Genomic DNA, 15,246 nt, shown 5'->3' with positions numbered 1-15,246 from the left:
CGACCGTCGACGCTCGGCGCGACGGACACCACAGACCGACCGGCCCAGGCCGGTGAGCACGACCAGAGCACGACACACCTTCGAGAGAGGCGACACCATGGCTGAGAAGCAGACGATCTTTGGGCGCGTGGCCCAGCTGGCCAAGGCCAACATCAACGCGCTGCTCGACCGCGCCGAGGACCCGCAGAAGATGATCGACCAGCTCATCCGCGACTACACGAACAACATCGCGGAGGCCGAGCAGGCTGTCGCCCAGACGATCGGTAACCTGCGTCTCGCCGAGCAGGACTACCAGGAGGACCTCAACGCCGCGCAGGACTGGGGCGCCAAGGCCATCGCCGCGTCGACGCGCGCCGATCAGCTCCGCACCCAGGGCAACACCGCCGAGGCCGACAAGTTCGACAACCTCGCGAAGGTCGCCATCTCCAAGCAGATCGCAGCCGAGGGTGAGGCGAAGGCCGCCGAGCCGATGATCGCCTCGCAGCGCGACGTCGTCGAGAAGCTCAAGTCGGGCCTCGCCCAGATGAAGGACAAGCTCGGCGACCTCAAGAACCGCCGCGACCAGCTCGTCGCCCGCTCGAAGTCGGCGCAGGCACAGTCCGCGGTCCAGGGCGCGATCTCGTCGATCAACGTTCTCGACCCCACCTCGGAGCTCTCGCGCTTCGAGGAGAAGGTCCGCCGCGAGGAGGCCCTCGCGCTCGGCCAGGCCGAGGTCGCAGCCTCGTCGCTCGACTCCCAGTTCGCGGAGCTCGAGCTCGACGCCGGCCAGATCGAGGTCGAGGCGCGCCTCGCCGCCCTCAAGAACCGCGCGCTCGGCGGCACGCAGGCCGCACAGATCGAGGCCCCGGAAGCCTGACGGCCCCCGCCCCCCCCGCGTCCCAGGAATCCGGGCAGGTGGCTACCCCCAGTAGCCATCTGCCCGGATTCTTGCCCCCACCCGCCCCGGCTCGCCCCACCCATTCCCAGGAATCCGCGCTGATGGCTAGTCCCAGTAGCCACCTGCCCGGATTCTTGGCGCGCGACGGGGCTAGCCGGGGCGCCGCTACGCTGGGGGCATGACCCCCGGCGCAGCCCCTCGCAAGACCTACCTCCTCGTCGACGGCGAGAACATCGACGCCACCCTCGGCGTCAACGTCCTTGGGCACCGGCCGAGCCCCGACGAGCGTCCGCGCTGGGACCGCATCACCGAGCACGCGGAGCAGGCGTGGGGCCAGCCGGTCCACCCGCTGTTCTTCCTCAACGCGACCTCGGGCTCCATGCCGATGCCGTTCGTCCAGGCGCTGCTCGCGATGGGCTACACGCCCATCCCTCTCTCGGGCGGCCCGGGCCTCAAGGTCGTCGACATGGGTATCCAGCGCACCCTCGAGGCGCTCATCCCCCGCGACGCCGACATCCTCCTCGCGAGCCACGACGGCGACTTCATCCCGCAGATCGAGGCGCTCATCACGCCCGGCCGCCGCATCGGCGTCCTGTGCTTCCGGGAGTTCGTCAACGCGCGCATGGCCGAGCTCGGCGAGCGCGGCGTGGAGTTCTTCGACCTCGAGTACGACGTCGCAGCATTCAATGCCCCGCTGCCGCGCGTCCGCATCATCCCGATCGAAGAGTTCGACCCGCTCTACTTCATCTGACGCTGGCGCCCGCCCACGGCCCCACCGCCCCTCTCTCCGAGGAATCCGCGCGGATGGCTGCTCCCAGCAACCATCCGCGCGGATTCCTCGCTGCGGAGGGGTGCCGGCGCTACTCACTGCGGCGGAGCGCCAGCGCCTCGTGGATCTGCTCGATGACGCGCTCTGGCCGGTCCTGCACCGCGCGCGCCGTGAACGCCAGGTGCGTGTATCCCTGGAGCGCGAGACGGTTGATCTTCTCGTGGTCGCGTTCGAAGCCCGCGACCGAGTGGTACGCGTACCCGTTGATCTCGATCGCGAGACGGCACTCCTCAAACAGCACGTCGACGACACCGATGAGCCCACGCTCGTCGTGCACCGGCGTGTTGAGGGTCCAGCCGCGGATGTTCGCACGGCGTAGCAGCGAGACGACGACACGCTCAGGATGGCTGAGCGCTCCGTCCCGCGTCTCGTCGGACAGTCGCGCGAGCTGCCCGTTGCCCCAGCAGCCCGGGCGCGCCCGCCGGTGCTCCTCGAGCGACGCGCTCGTGACGTCGCCCCGGATGATGCTCAACGCGATGAGCTCGTCGACCTGGCGCGCGGGCAGGTGCGCGTGGACGTCGTGGACCGTACGCACACGTGACGTCGCACGTCCGTAGGGAAGCGCGACGACGTCATCGGGGTCGAGGTCGTACCGGTGTGGCACCATCCCTGCACGTGGACGACGGTTGGCGGGCACCCAGACGTGCACGGGAAGGACGGGGACGTCGATCGCCAGGCCGTGCGCGATCGCGGCGCTCTCACGGAGGAGGACCCCGTCGGTCCACGTGAGCATCGCCGCGACGAGCGGCGCGAGCCGGTGCGGGGCATCGGAGTCGAGCCGGATCCCATCGCCCACGCCGGCCCGCCACTCCCCGGATGCGAGTCGGTGCCGCGCCTGCGCGCGTGTGACGCCGTCGGCGTACGCCATGGCGACGGTGAAGACGCCGGTCAACCGATGCGCGCCGGAGGGCCGATAACCACGAGGGAGCTTTCGCATGCGCCGACACTCCCGCACCTGCACAGCCAGCTCACTGGCGATCGCGCATTCCTGTGGACGCGCCGGCCATTCCCCCGTCCTGTGGACATCCGCGCACGCCCCATCCCCCTGACGCCCTGCCTCACCCCCCCCCCGCGGAGATTCCGCACTCGTGGCGACTCCCAGTAGCCAACCGCGCGGATTCCTCACCGTGGCGACGCGAGCCCAACGCCCACCCAGCCGAGAATCCGCACGCGTGGCTAGTCCCAGTAGCCAACCGCGCGGATTCCTCGACAGCGGGGCGGGGCGGGGCGGGGCGGGGCGGGGCGGGGCGGGGCGGAGCGGCATCGTCGGGAATGGTCAGCGTGCCCTCAGGACACTCCCAGACTTCGGGCGCATGCTGGACGCATGACCGAGCCCGAGGCATCCATCCTCGTCGTCGACGACGAGCCCAACATCCGTGAGCTCCTCGCGACCTCCCTGAGGTTCGCGGGCTTCGAGGTGCGCTCTGCCCCCGACGGCGGCACCGCCCTGCGCCTCGCGCGCGAGGCCGCACCGGACCTCGTGCTGCTCGACGTCATGCTCCCCGACATGGACGGTTTCACCGTGACCCGCCGCCTGCGCGAGAAGGGTCAGACCATGCCTGTCCTCTTCCTCACGGCGCGCGACGACACGCAGGACAAGATCACGGGTCTCACCGTCGGCGGCGACGACTACGTGACGAAGCCGTTCAGCCTCGAGGAGGTCATCGCCCGCATCCGCGCGGTCCTGCGGCGCACGCATGCGCTCGACGCTCTCGACGACTCGGCGGTCCTCCGCCTCGCCGACCTCGAGCTCAACGAGGACACGCACGAGGTGCACCGGGCGGGCCGGCTCGTCGAGCTCTCCCCGACCGAGTTCAAGCTGCTGCGCTACCTCATGCTCAACCCGAACCGGGTCCTGTCGAAGGCGCAGATCCTCGACCACGTCTGGCAGTACGACTGGACGGGCGACATGAATATCGTCGAGTCGTACATCTCCTACCTGCGGCGGAAGATCGACGTCGCTGGTCCCGACGGGACGCCGCCGACCCCGCTCATCCACACGAAGCGCGGTGTCGGCTACATGCTGCGTGAGCCGCAGGGCGCATGAGCCTGGTTCCGCCGCCACCCCCGCCCCCCGACGCTCCAGACCCCGCCGTTCCCGAGCTCCCCGTTCCCGAGCCCGACGCGCCCGCTCCCGTCCCACCCGCCACCGAGATCCCGGCGACCGGCCCCGTCGGCGGCGCCGGGACGTTCCGCGCGCTCGCGAGCCGCGTGACGCTGAGCGCGCGCATGGTCGTCCTCGTCGTCGTCGTCCTGACGATCGGGCTCGTCATCTCGACGGTCGCCGCGACGACGCAGCTGCGTTCGCACATGCTCGACCAGATCGACGAGCAGCTCTCGGTCGCCCTGCGTTCGAGCGAGGGCATGCCCCTCGACGACCTCGTGCGGTCGATCAACCGGACGGCGCTCGAGTCGGACCTTCAGCTGTCGTTGCAGATCGACGGTCGGCAGGTGACGCCGTCGGACAACCGTGACCCTCGATGGGGAACGCCTGACGTCCCGATGTTCGCGCTCGACTCGGCCGAGCTCGACGGGGTGCCGTTCACGCTCCAGGGTGAGCCGTCGCCGTCGGGGCTGCGGACACAGTGGCGTGCCGTGGCGCGCCCGGTCGTGGGCTCCGGCGACAGGTTCATCGGCGCGGTCCTCGTGGCGTTGCCGGTCGCTCCGGTGACGCAGACGACGGCGGAGCTCGCGAAGGTGCTCATGCTCGTCTCGGCGCTGCTCGTCGCGGCGGCGGCGTCGTTCGGCTATCTCGCGGTGCGCAGGTCGTTGCGTCCGCTGCGGCAGATCGAGGCGACGGCGCGACGCATCACGGACGGCGACATGTCGAGCCGCATCCCGGACATGCCGACGACGACGGAGGTCGGGGCGGTTGCGCAGAGCCTCAACGTCATGCTGGCTCGCATCCAGGAGTCCTTCGAGGCACAGGCGGCGTCGGAGGCGCGCATGCGGCGCTTCGTCTCAGACGCGAGCCACGAGCTGCGCACGCCGCTCGTCTCGATCCGCGGGTATGCGGAGCTCTATCGGATGGGCGCGGTGACGACGCCCGAGCAGACGTCGGAGACGATGGGGCGCATCGAGTCGTCGGCGGTGCAGATGGGCACGCTCGTCGAGGACCTGCTCGCGCTCGCGCGGCTCGACGAGCAGCGGCCACTCACGCTCCAGCGCGTCGACCTCTCGGAGGTCGCGGCCGACGCTCTCGCGGACCTGCGCGCGATGGACCCGTCGCGCACGACGACACTGCTCGTCGCAGCGGCTCACGGCTCGGAGCAGGTCGCCGACGACGACGCCCCGTCGTTGCCGGTCGTCGCGGACGACGCGCGCCTGCGGCAGGTGTTCACGAACCTCGTGGGGAACGCCGCGCGGCACACGCCCGCGGGCTCTCCCGTCGAGATCGTTCTGACATCCGACGGTCGGACGGTGCGCGCAGCGGTGCGTGACCACGGTCCGGGTGTTCCCGAGGAGCACCGGGAGGCCGTGTTCGAGCGATTCCACCGGGTCGATGCGTCGCGCAACTCGGCGTCGGGCGGCTCGGGGCTCGGGCTGGCGATCGTCAGGTCGCTCGTCCGCGCGCACGGCGGGGACGTCGTCGTCGTCGAGACGCCCGGCGGCGGGGCGACGTTCGAGGTGTCACTGCCCGTCGCGACCTGAACGTTCCCGGACCGTGTCCAGGACGTGACCGGGAGCGCTGCACGGGCGGACCCTACGCGGGTAGGGTGGCAGTTTGTCAGTTGTCGCCCGAGGAAAGCTGTCCCATGAGCGTGTCCTACGTGGACGCCCCGCAGTGGTTGTTCTCATCCTGGTCCCGTGCGTGCGCAGAGGCGGGCGCGACCGCGTCGCCCGAGCGCATCAGGCAGGTGGGCGAGGCGCTGCTCGCTCGCTGGTGCGATCCGGCTCGGCGCTTCCACGACCTGCGTCATCTTGCGGACGTCCTCAACCGGGTCGACGAGCTCGTTGAGGAGACGCACGAGCCTGCGCTCGTGCGTCTCGCCGCGTGGTACCACGGGGCGATCTTCGACGCGGAGACGAAGGCCGCGTACGAGGCACGGGGTGGCGAGAACGAGACGGCGAGTGCGGTGCTCGCCCACGAGCAGCTTCTCGAGCTCGGTGTCCCAGAGCGTGCGGCGCACCGGGTAGCCCAGCTCGTGACGGCGCTCCTGCGTCACGCTCCCGACCCGGCGGACTTCGACTGCGCGGTGCTGTGCGACGCTGACCTCGGGATGCTTGCGGCGGAGCCGCAGCGGTACAAGGCGTATCTCGCGGACGTCCGCAGGGAATACGCGCACATCCCGGCCCGTGACTTCGTCCGCGCGCGCGTCGCGATCCTCACACGGCTCCTCGAACGTCGGGCGCTCTTCTCGAGCCCGCTCGGTACGGCGTGGGAGGATGCGGCGCGCCAGAACGTCCAGGGCGAACTCGTGCGCTTGCGCAAAGAGTGGGCGGCGCTCGGCGAGGATCCTGCGCTGCTCGACGAGCCGTTCGCCGAGCGGCCTCCGCTCACCGCGGCGGTCCCCGTCGTCTCGTCTGCGACCGAGGTCGCGTCCGCGAACCCGTTCGACAACGAGGACGACGAGGACTGAGCCGGTCGCTCAGCGCTGGAACATGCGTCCGGCGTCGGCCTCGGCGGTCTCGTAGATCGACGAGGCGCTCGCGAGGGCGCGTCCGATCGAGTCGAGCGCTTCCTCGAGCTGCTGGCGTGCGAGGTCCCACTCGCTGAGGACGCTCGCGAAACCTGCGGCGCTCGATCCCTTCCACACCTGGCTGAGCTCGCGCAGGTGCACGACCATCGCGGCAGCCTCGCCGCTGATCGTCGCCCTGCTCGTCTGGACCTTCTGGGACGCCTGCGCCACCTGGACAGAGTCGACCTCGAAGCTCGACATGTCGCTACCTCCTGGAGTCGTGCCCCGGCCGTGCGCCGGGGACGTGGAGGACGCTAGGGCCGTCGAGGCGGTGTGTCGCGGGAGTCGGGCGCATCCGTGGACGGGGTGGCGACCCACCCCACCTGTGGGCAGGTCGTCATGAGTCATCGTCCTCGTGGTGGTCGTGGCCTGCGACGCCGCGACGCCAGTAGCCGTCGACGTCGACCGCGTCCCGGGGGAGACCGAGATCGTCACGCAGGTAGCGCCGCAGGGGACGCACGGCGCCAGCCTCACCGGCGACCCACACGTAGCCGTCGCCGTCCGGGAGCTCGAGATCGCGGACGGTGTCCGCGAGGAGCGACGTCGTGCCGGGTGCGCGCTCGCCCCGGAAGAGCCATGTGACGTCGGCGTGCGCGTCGGTCGGCAGCGGCAGGACGTCTCCTGCGTCCTGGACCTCGACGATGACGAGCGCGCGGGCGCCCGGCGTCAGCTCGTGGAGCCAGCGTGCGGCCGCGGGCAGCCCGGTCTCGTCGACGGCCAGCAGGTACCAGGCTGCCTCGGGCGGGAGCACGGAACCGCGGGGCCCGAGGACGCCGACGCGGTCGCCGAGCCGCACCGAGGATGCCCAGCGTCCGACGACACCGTGCGGGTGCTCGACGAGATCGATGTCGAGCGTCCGGGCCTCACGGTCGATCGCACGGATCGTGTAGTCGCGGCTGGGCAGGTCGCGTCCTGAGACCCAGCGGTCGTCGACGACGACGGGCAGCGCGGGCTCCGTGCCGGGCTCGGCGGGGACGAACAGCTTGACGTGGTCGGTAGCCGAGGCCGTCGGCAGGTCGGCGACGTCATCGCCGTGAAGGCGGACGCGCACCATGCGCGCGGCGAGACGCTCGACACCGACGACAGTAAGGGTACGCACCCGCAGAGGGTGCATGCGCCGCGTCCGTGTCCCAGGCGCGGACGGCGCGCTGGTGGGTGGGGTCGTCGTCGTTCTCGTCGTCAACGTGGGCCTCTCGCTCACACTACTGATACTGAGGTAAGGCTCACCATACCCGGCCGCCGTCGCGGCATGCGCGGAACGGCGCACGCCGCGACAGCGTGCGCGGCGGCAACGGCGAAGGCCGCCGGTCGGGCGTGAGCCCGGCCGACGGCCTTCGCGTGTCCTGCGTGGCCCGCGAGGGGCCGACTCAGACGGCGGGGGGTCAGAAGCCCATGCCGCCCATGTCGTCGCCGCCGCCCGGCACGGCCGGGGCCTTCTCGGGCTTGTCGGCGACGACGGCCTCGGTCGTGAGGAAGAGCGCAGCGATGGACGCAGCGTTCTGGAGCGCGGAGCGCGTGACCTTGACCGGGTCGTTGACGCCCGCGGCGAGGAGGTCCTCGTAGACGCCGGTCGCGGCGTTAAGGCCCTGGCCCGACGGCAGCGAGCGCACGCGCTCGGCGACGACGCCACCCTCGAGGCCCGCGTTGACGGCGATCTGCTTGAGCGGCGCGTCGATCGCACGGAGCACGATCTGGGCACCGGTGAGCTCGTCACCCTCGAGCGCCTCGAGCGCGGCCGTGGCCTTGGCACCGGCCTGGATGAGCGCGACGCCACCACCGGCGACGATGCCCTCCTCGACGGCAGCCTTCGCGTTGCGGACGGCGTCCTCGATGCGGTGCTTGCGCTCCTTGAGCTCGACCTCGGTGGCCGCGCCCGCCTTGATGACGGCAACGCCGCCGGCGAGCTTCGCGAGACGCTCCTGGAGCTTCTCACGGTCGTAGTCGGAGTCCGACTTCTCGATCTCGGAGCGGATCTGGTTGACGCGACCGGCGATCTGGTCGGCGTCGCCGGCACCCTCGACGATCGTCGTCTCGTCCTTCGTGACGACGACCTTGCGGGCCGTGCCGAGGAGGTCGAGCGTCGCGGTCTCGAGCTTGAGGCCGACGGTCTCGGAGATGACCTGGCCGCCCGTGAGGATCGCGATGTCCTGGAGGATCGCCTTGCGGCGGTCGCCGAAGCCCGGGGCCTTGACGGCGACGGACTTGAACGTGCCGCGGATCTTGTTGAGCACGAGCGTCGCGAGGGCCTCGCCCTCGACGTCCTCGGCGATGATGAGGAGCGAGCGGCCCTGCTTCATCACCTGGTCGAGGAGCGGGAGGAGGTCCTTGACGTTCGAGATCTTCGACTCGACGAGCAGGACGTACGGGTCCTCGAGAACAGCCTCCTGGCGCTCCGGGTCCGTCTCGAAGTAGCGGGCGAGGAAGCCCTTGTCGAAGCGCATACCCTCGGTGAGCTCGAGCTCGAGGCCGAACGTGTTCGACTCCTCGACCGTGATGACGCCCTCCTTGCCCACCTTGTCGAGGGCCTCGGCGATGAGCTCGCCGATCGCCGGGTCGCCGGCGGAGATGGCGGCGGTCGCGGCGATCTCCTCCTTCGTCTCGATCTCCTTGGCGGAGGCGACGAGCTCGGAGGTGACGGCCTCGACGGCCTTCTCGATGCCGCGCTTGATGGCGATGGGGTTGGAGCCGGCCGCGACGTTGCGCAGGCCCTCACGGACGAGCGCCTGGGCGAGGACGGTGGCGGTCGTCGTGCCGTCACCGGCGACGTCGTCCGTCTTCTTGGCGACCTCCTTGACGAGCTCGGCGCCGATCTTCTCGAACGGCTCCTCGAGCTCGATCTCCTTGGCGATCGAGACGCCGTCGTTGGTGATCGTGGGGGCGCCCCACTTCTTGTCGAGGACGACGTTGCGGCCCTTCGGGCCGAGGGTGACCTTGACGGTGTCAGCGAGGGCGTTGAGCCCGCGCTCCATACCGCGACGAGCCTCCTCGTTGAAGGCGATGATCTTTGCCATGGGGATGTGATCCTCCGCTTGTGGCGTGGGAGGTCGCTCGGCGCCCGCGACGGACGGCCCGCGACGGTCGGCGTTCACGTCACGCCGACGTCCCGGACCTCACCTTGCGACCCTGGGTGGTCCCCTCGCCCCCGCGCGACGTCTGTCACTCAGGGGCCGAGAGTGCTAACGCCATTATTGGCACTCGCCCCTCGCGAGTGCAAGACGGCACAGGGTGTGTCCGCGCTCGGCGAAGTCCCGCCCGCCGTCACACCGACGTGCTGCGAGCGAGCCCGAGACTCCCGGGTCGCACGCGTCGGCGCCGCAGCACCGACAGCGCCGCGAGATACCCCGACATGCCGTGGACACCGGGCCCGGGCGGCGTGGCCGACGAGCCGAGCACTACGTGCCGCCCGTCGACCTCACCGAGGTGGTGGGGATCGGCGGCGAGCCGCGGCCGCGCGAGCATCTGCCACGCGGTGACGGCTCCGGCGGCGATGTCGCCGCCGAGAAGGTTCTCGTCGTGCGCCGACATGCGGGAGGCGGGCACGCAGCGCGTCGCGACGACGCGGTCGCGCACGTCGGGCGCATACCGGGTGACGTGCGTGAGGACGTCATCGGTGACGTCACGTCCCGAGCCCGCGGGCACGTGGGCGTATGCCCACACGACGCGCAGGCCGTCACGCTCGCGCGCCGGGTCCCACGGGGTGGGGTCGCCGAGGAGCACGACGGGCCGTTCGGCGTGCCGTCCGGCGCGGACGGCGGCCTGCGCGCGCCGCACGTCGTCGACCGTCCCGGCGACGTGGACGGTGCCCGCCGTGCCGACACGGGCGTCAGCCCACGGCACGGGACCGTCGAGCACGAGCTGGACGGCCGCGGCGCCCGGGCCGCCACGGAAGCGGCGGAGCGCCGCGCGCACGTGCCGGGGCAGGTGCTGCCCGACGATCCCGAGGGCGCGCGGCACGGAGGTGGTGAGGATGACGTCCGCGCCCGACGGCAGGTCCCCCCACGACGTCACGCGGCGGCCGGTCTCGACCCGGGCGCCGTGCGCGCGCAGGTCGGCGAGCAGCGCGTCGACGATCGCGCGAGAGCCTCCGAGGGGCACGGGCCAGCCGCCCGCGTGCCCGAGCGCACCGAGCAGCAGCCCCGTGCCGGTCGCGGCCGGTGACGCGAGCGGCGCCATCGCGTGGACGGCGACGCCGGCGAGCAGGGCGCCCGCCCGGCCCGAGCGCGGGGCCCTCAGCAGCCCGTCCGCGAGCGAGGAAGCGACGCGAAGACGGTCACGCGTGCTCGCCGGCGGTGTCATGCCCGGGCCTCTCTCGGTCCGGGCACTTCTGGTCCTGCTGCCCCCGGCCAGCAGAGTGCGCCTGTCCCCGAGGAGGAGCGAGGCGAGCACGTCGGGGCGGTCGACGAGGGGCCCGAACGTCCGCCGCCACGCGTCGCCCTCCCTGCCGAGGCTGGCGACGGTCGCGTCGAGCGACCGGTGGGCGAGCACAGCCCCGTCGGGCAGGGGGTGCGCATAGGAGACGTCGGGGCTCACGAGCCGGACGCCACGGGCGGCGAGGTCGAAGGCCTGCAGAAACGGAGAGGCGAGCGCAAGGGGGTGCACGGCGGAGCACACGTCGTGCGGCAGCGCCGCGACCTGCTCGGCGTCGAACCCCAGACGCACGACGAGCCCGTCCCGGCCGAGCGGCAGCGTGCGCGCTCCCCCACCCGCGGTGTCCTCGGCCTCGAACACCCGCACGCGTAGCCCGGCGCGCACGAGCGTCACGGCGGCCGCAAGCCCGTTGGGCCCCGACCCCACGACGACGACGTCGACGTCACCCACCCGCGACCTCCTGTCGTGACCCGTTCACATGTAGCGCGGGAACACCTCGGCGAACCTGTCGATCGTGTCGACGGCCCACCGGGCAAGCTCGTCGGACTGCGCGGGGTCACGCCAGTCACCCCCGCGGCTCACGACGACGCTCGACGACTTGTACTTCTCGTCGTTCTTCCAGAAGAGGTCGGGACCGAGCTCACGCTCGAGCTCCGCGCGACGCGCCACCAGCCGTGCGTAGAGATCCTTGTCGTCGAGGATGTAGAACGACACGTACACGGCCGGCTCGCGCGAGTTGAGCGCGAGCTCGACGACGACACCGGGCCGCCCGATGCTGATGTCAACCGCGTACTGGGACTGCGGCCCGGGCCACCGCGGGATCCGCGTCGACGTCGCGGTGCCGAGCTCGATGACCTTCTGCTGGAACGCCCTGCGCTGAGCACGCAAAGGCTCGTTGCGGGTCCGGCGCCGCCGTCCGGCGCTCACGCTGCCGACCTCCAGCCCCGCCCGCGCGGCGAGGTCGCCCGCCGGGAGGAAGGCGTCGGGGTCGGCGCGTCCCTCGTCGTCGAGGTCGAGTCCCTCTGACGTGAGCCGGGCACGGACCTCCTGGCCCGCGACATCCGTGAGGAGGCCGTCGGACGCGAGCACACGCCACGCACCGGGCACGCCACCAGCACCCAGCGCCGACGCGACGACCGCCGGAGCAACACCCGCGACGAGCGCGACCTCGTCGGGCGTCGTCCACCGACCCGCCGGGATCTCTGCGACGATCCCGGCCACCTGGCGGTGCAGGACGGTCGGGTCCTCCGTGCCGACGAGGCTCTCGTCCGGTCCTGGCCACAACTCGATGATCTTCTCGGCAAGAGCGGCCCCCCGCGCGCGGATCTCGGCGAGACCCCAGGACTCGTGCTCGGCGATGGCCTGGTTGAGGCGAAGCCCGCTCGTGGCGAGCAGCACCCGCTTCTGGGCGAAGACGCGGTTGCTGAGCTCCGGGTTGTAGCCCGTGAGGGTGAGGTTCCCCAGGGTATGGACGATCCGCTCGTGCTCAGCGACGACGTCCGCGCCCTCGGGCAGGCTCGGGGCGAAGTCGGCGCGCACGGCCTGGCTCATCGTCTGCGGCAGCACGTGCTCGATCGTGAGGTTGGCGGGGTCGACGACCTCCTTGTGGCCGTGGGACGCCTCGATCCACTGGAGGATGAGCTTGCGCTGGGGCCCGCGTCCTTGCCAGTAGAAGGGCACGCTCGCCACGGCCTCGCGCACCTGGGCGTCGGACGCGAAGTGCTTGCGTCCGCGCGAGAGGAAGTCCCGCAGCGCGACGTCGGGGCGCGCGCCCACCGCCACGGCGCCGACGGCCTGCAGGAGCGTCCGGTTGAGTCCCGCCGTCGCACGGCCCACGACGACCCGCCGCACGAAGTACGACTCGAGGTATCGCAAGGCACGCGCTGCCTCCTCCGTCGTCGCAGTGCCCGCGCGACGACGGTCGAGGATCTGCATGACGAGCGGGTACGCGGTCGTCGACCCCCACGCGGCGATCCTCACGAGACTGGCCCGTACCTCGTCGTCGGGCTCGCGGGACGGGTCGAGGATCGTCGCGAGCAGGTCGCCGAGCTGCGCGATCCGGCGGACCTCGGCCTCAATCTCGTCGGGGCGCGTGAGCCGCTCGAGACGCTTCTGCTGACCGACGTACGTCTCGGACTGCGGCGCGCGTTCGTCCGTCTGCACGAGGTCGAGCCAGAAGAGCAGCTCGAGGTTCTCCGGGCCGAGCTTCTTCTCGAGCGGCAGCCAGACGTCGGCGTACACCGCCTCACTGCGTTCTCCGAGCCGCATGAAGAGGTAGTTCTTGAGGAGGTCGGACTGGGCGAGACGCAGCCCGGTGTTGTTGAGGGACTCGAAGATCCGGTGGGCGTTGTCACCGCGCTCCGCGGTGACGACGACGAGCGAGAGTCCGCGCACGACCGCGTTCTCGATGTCCTCGAGGTCGTGCGGGTCGTCGGGGTCGTCGGCCGCGGCGATCCACGCGCGGAAGTGGTTGTAGGCGGAGCCGACCTTGTCGCTGCCGCCCGCTTCGGGTGCCGCGCGTACGACCGCGAGATAGGCGTCCCGGTCGGCGAGGGTCGGCAGGAGCTTGGGCGGGGCGTCCCGGTCGTAGACGTTCGCGAGGTACTGCGCCTGCACACCCTCGGCGCGCGCCGCGTCGCCCGTGGCACGGAGGTGGTCACGCAGCGCGGCGAGGAGCAGCGAGAGGGTCGTGAGCCGTTGCTGCCCGTCGACGACGAGCAGCTTGGCGACGCCGACGAGCTCGAAGTCGGGGCTCTGCGTGAGGACGAGGGACCCGATGAAGTGCGTGAGGCTCGGATCCGTGCGGCGCGCTGCGGTGAGATCCACGATGTCGGTCCACAGCTGCGCACATTGCGCGTGGCCCCACGAGTACGGCCGCTGATAGAGCGGGACCTGGTACTGCTTCCTGCCCTCGAGCACCCCGGACAGGTCCGTCTCTGCTGCCTTGACCACTGATCGTCTCCCTCGCGCCGCTGCGGTCCTCGCGCCCACCGTACCGGCCGTCACCGGCGTGCATCGCACGCTCCCACGTGCCACCGACATCCCCGACGGTCACGCGGGCGGACGCCGCAGGGCCCGGTGCGGTCGACCCGTTACGGTCGTCCCATGCGTGCGCACCGGGGTCGTCAGGTCGCGGGTCTGGCGACGGCGACGGTCCTCGTGGCGACGGCGTTCGTCTCGGGGGCGGGCGTGGCCTCGGGCGGCGTCGACGGCAACGTCATCGAGCTGTACGCGGACGGGCTCACGGTGACGCCGGAGGGTGTCGCGACGGTCGCTCCCGGCACCACCCAGCGGTACCTGCCGGGGACGCGGGTGCCCGACGAGCCTGCCGCGCCCGCCGCGCGCAGAGCGGCGCTCGACGAGCGTGCGGCCGCGCAGCGGGCGTGGCTCGACGGGGGCACCGTCCCGGGCGTGGGGACGCCCTTCGAGGACATGGCGCGCGGTGCGCTCGCCGACCTGCACGCGCTCGTCGGCGACGACGGGGCGGTGCCAGCGGCGCTCCACGAGCGATGGGGGTACGCGTGGCCGCGGGACAACGCGTTCGTCGCGGCGGCGCTCGCACGCACGGGTCACGTCGACGACGCGGTGCGCGTCCTGGGGTTCCTCGCGCGCGTGCAGGCCGACGACGGGTCGTTCGAGGCGCGTTACACGCTCGACGCCGCCGGGCCGCCGGACGGCCGCGCCCCGCAGACGGACGGCACGGGCTGGGTCCTGTGGGCTCTCGGCGAGGTGCTCGAGGCCGCGCCCGAGGGGCCGGCGACGGTTCCCGACGGTGGTGCGCAGGCGGCGTCGCCGACCCGGACGGACGTCGCGCTCGGTCTGCGCGGGCTCCTCGAGCGTGCGACGCACCACGCGCTCGCGCTCACCGACGGGGGTCGCCGGCTGCCTCCCGCGTCCCCCGACTACTGGGAGGTGCGCGAGTCGGTGACGACGCTCGGCACGGCCGCGCCGCTCCTTGCGGGGCTCGAGGCGGCCGCCGACGCGTGGACGCTGCTCGCGGAACCCGACCGGGCCCGAGCTGCGTCCGACGCGGCGTCGGGACTGCGCGAGCGCGTCGAGGAGTCGTTCGGTGCCCGGGGCTATCCACGGCACGTCACGGGCGGCGCCCGGGACGCCGCGACGGCCTTCGTCCTGCCGCCGTTCGTCGACGAGCCGCTCGTCGGCGCGGAGACCGCGTGGCGGGCGAGCGTCGCTCCCATGAGGCGTCCCGCGGGCGGCCTCGCACCCGGCGGTTCGTGGCGACCCGACGGCATCTCGTGGACCCCGCAGACGACGCTCTACGCGCTCACCGCGGCCTCGCTCGGTGACCGCGCGACGGCCGAGCACTGGCTCGGCTGGGTCGACGCGCACCGCACGTCGTCGGGCGCGATCCCTGAAAAGGTCCTCGCCGACGGCTCGCCGTCGGCGGTCGCACCGCTCGCGTGGTCGAGCGCGAACGTCCTTCTCGCGCTCGACGCGCTCGACGACCTCCCGTAGCCCCGACGCGCGACGGC

The 15,246-nt window shown here is 72.0% G+C and carries 12 protein-coding genes; 6 read left to right on the top strand and 6 right to left on the bottom strand.

Translation table 11 applies throughout. From position 1 onward, the window contains the following. Positions 1–97 precede the first annotated feature (97 nt). Positions 98–856: a PspA/IM30 family protein gene (locus IGS67_RS01400; RefSeq protein WP_192277099.1), complete on the top strand. Its 759-nt coding sequence runs from the start codon at positions 98–100 to the stop codon at positions 854–856. A gap of 199 nt (positions 857–1,055) precedes the next feature. Further along, complete coding sequence (locus IGS67_RS01395) at positions 1,056–1,628, top strand: NYN domain-containing protein (protein ID WP_192277096.1); 573 nt, start codon at positions 1,056–1,058, stop codon at positions 1,626–1,628. Positions 1,629–1,737: 109 nt separating this feature from the next. Here IGS67_RS01395 and IGS67_RS01390 read toward each other — a convergent pair whose 3' ends face one another. Next, entirely contained in the window at positions 1,738–2,643 is a 906-nt protein-coding gene (locus tag IGS67_RS01390) for an endonuclease domain-containing protein (RefSeq protein ID WP_192277093.1), read from the bottom strand. A gap of 387 nt (positions 2,644–3,030) precedes the next feature. On the opposite strand from IGS67_RS01390, the gene IGS67_RS01385 reads away from it, so the two are divergent. From IGS67_RS01385 to IGS67_RS01375, 3 genes are all read left to right on the top strand, one after another. After that, entirely contained in the window at positions 3,031–3,753 is a 723-nt protein-coding gene (locus IGS67_RS01385; RefSeq protein WP_192277091.1) for a response regulator transcription factor, read from the top strand. After that, positions 3,750–5,357 carry a sensor histidine kinase gene (locus IGS67_RS01380; RefSeq protein WP_192277089.1) on the top strand — a complete coding sequence of 536 codons (1,608 nt, stop codon included), beginning with the start codon at positions 3,750–3,752 and terminating at the stop codon, positions 5,355–5,357. Before IGS67_RS01385 ends, IGS67_RS01380 begins: the two co-directional genes overlap by 4 nt. A 104-nt stretch (positions 5,358–5,461) precedes the next feature. Then, complete coding sequence (locus tag IGS67_RS01375; protein ID WP_235977475.1) at positions 5,462–6,286, top strand: HD domain-containing protein; 825 nt, start codon at positions 5,462–5,464, stop codon at positions 6,284–6,286. 9 nt (positions 6,287–6,295) lie between these two features. Here the strand turns inward: IGS67_RS01375 and IGS67_RS01370 are convergent, their stop codons facing one another. The 5 genes from IGS67_RS01370 to IGS67_RS01350 form a co-directional block, all read right to left on the bottom strand. Beyond that, on the bottom strand, positions 6,296–6,586 hold the full coding sequence (locus IGS67_RS01370) for a WXG100 family type VII secretion target (protein WP_192277087.1): 291 nt from the start codon (positions 6,584–6,586) through the stop codon (positions 6,296–6,298). 136 nt (positions 6,587–6,722) lie between these two features. Then, a complete protein-coding gene (locus IGS67_RS01365) occupies positions 6,723–7,484 on the bottom strand; it encodes a siderophore-interacting protein (protein ID WP_192277085.1) in 762 nt (253 codons plus the stop codon). Between the two features lie 283 nt (positions 7,485–7,767). After that, positions 7,768–9,396 carry a chaperonin GroEL gene (gene groL, locus IGS67_RS01360; protein ID WP_192277084.1) on the bottom strand — a complete coding sequence of 543 codons (1,629 nt, stop codon included), beginning with the start codon at positions 9,394–9,396 and terminating at the stop codon, positions 7,768–7,770. A gap of 247 nt (positions 9,397–9,643) precedes the next feature. Beyond that, positions 9,644–11,203, bottom strand: a complete 1,560-nt coding sequence (locus IGS67_RS01355; RefSeq protein WP_192277082.1) for a phytoene desaturase family protein — start codon at positions 11,201–11,203, stop codon at positions 9,644–9,646. A gap of 24 nt (positions 11,204–11,227) precedes the next feature. Then, complete coding sequence (locus IGS67_RS01350; RefSeq protein ID WP_328741352.1) at positions 11,228–13,705, bottom strand: DUF4268 domain-containing protein; 2,478 nt, start codon at positions 13,703–13,705, stop codon at positions 11,228–11,230. Positions 13,706–13,858: 153 nt separating this feature from the next. On the opposite strand from IGS67_RS01350, the gene IGS67_RS01345 reads away from it, so the two are divergent. Then, a complete protein-coding gene (locus tag IGS67_RS01345; protein ID WP_192277078.1) occupies positions 13,859–15,229 on the top strand; it encodes a glycoside hydrolase family 15 in 1,371 nt (456 codons plus the stop codon). The last annotated feature ends 17 nt before the right edge of the window (positions 15,230–15,246 follow it).

It is taken from the genome of Flavimobilis rhizosphaerae (assembly GCF_014852685.1).
GTDB lineage: Bacteria > Actinomycetota > Actinomycetes > Actinomycetales > Cellulomonadaceae > Flavimobilis > Flavimobilis rhizosphaerae.
The sequence above is the reverse complement of the archived record's forward strand: the minus strand, read 5'-3'. Positions and strand labels throughout refer to the sequence as shown.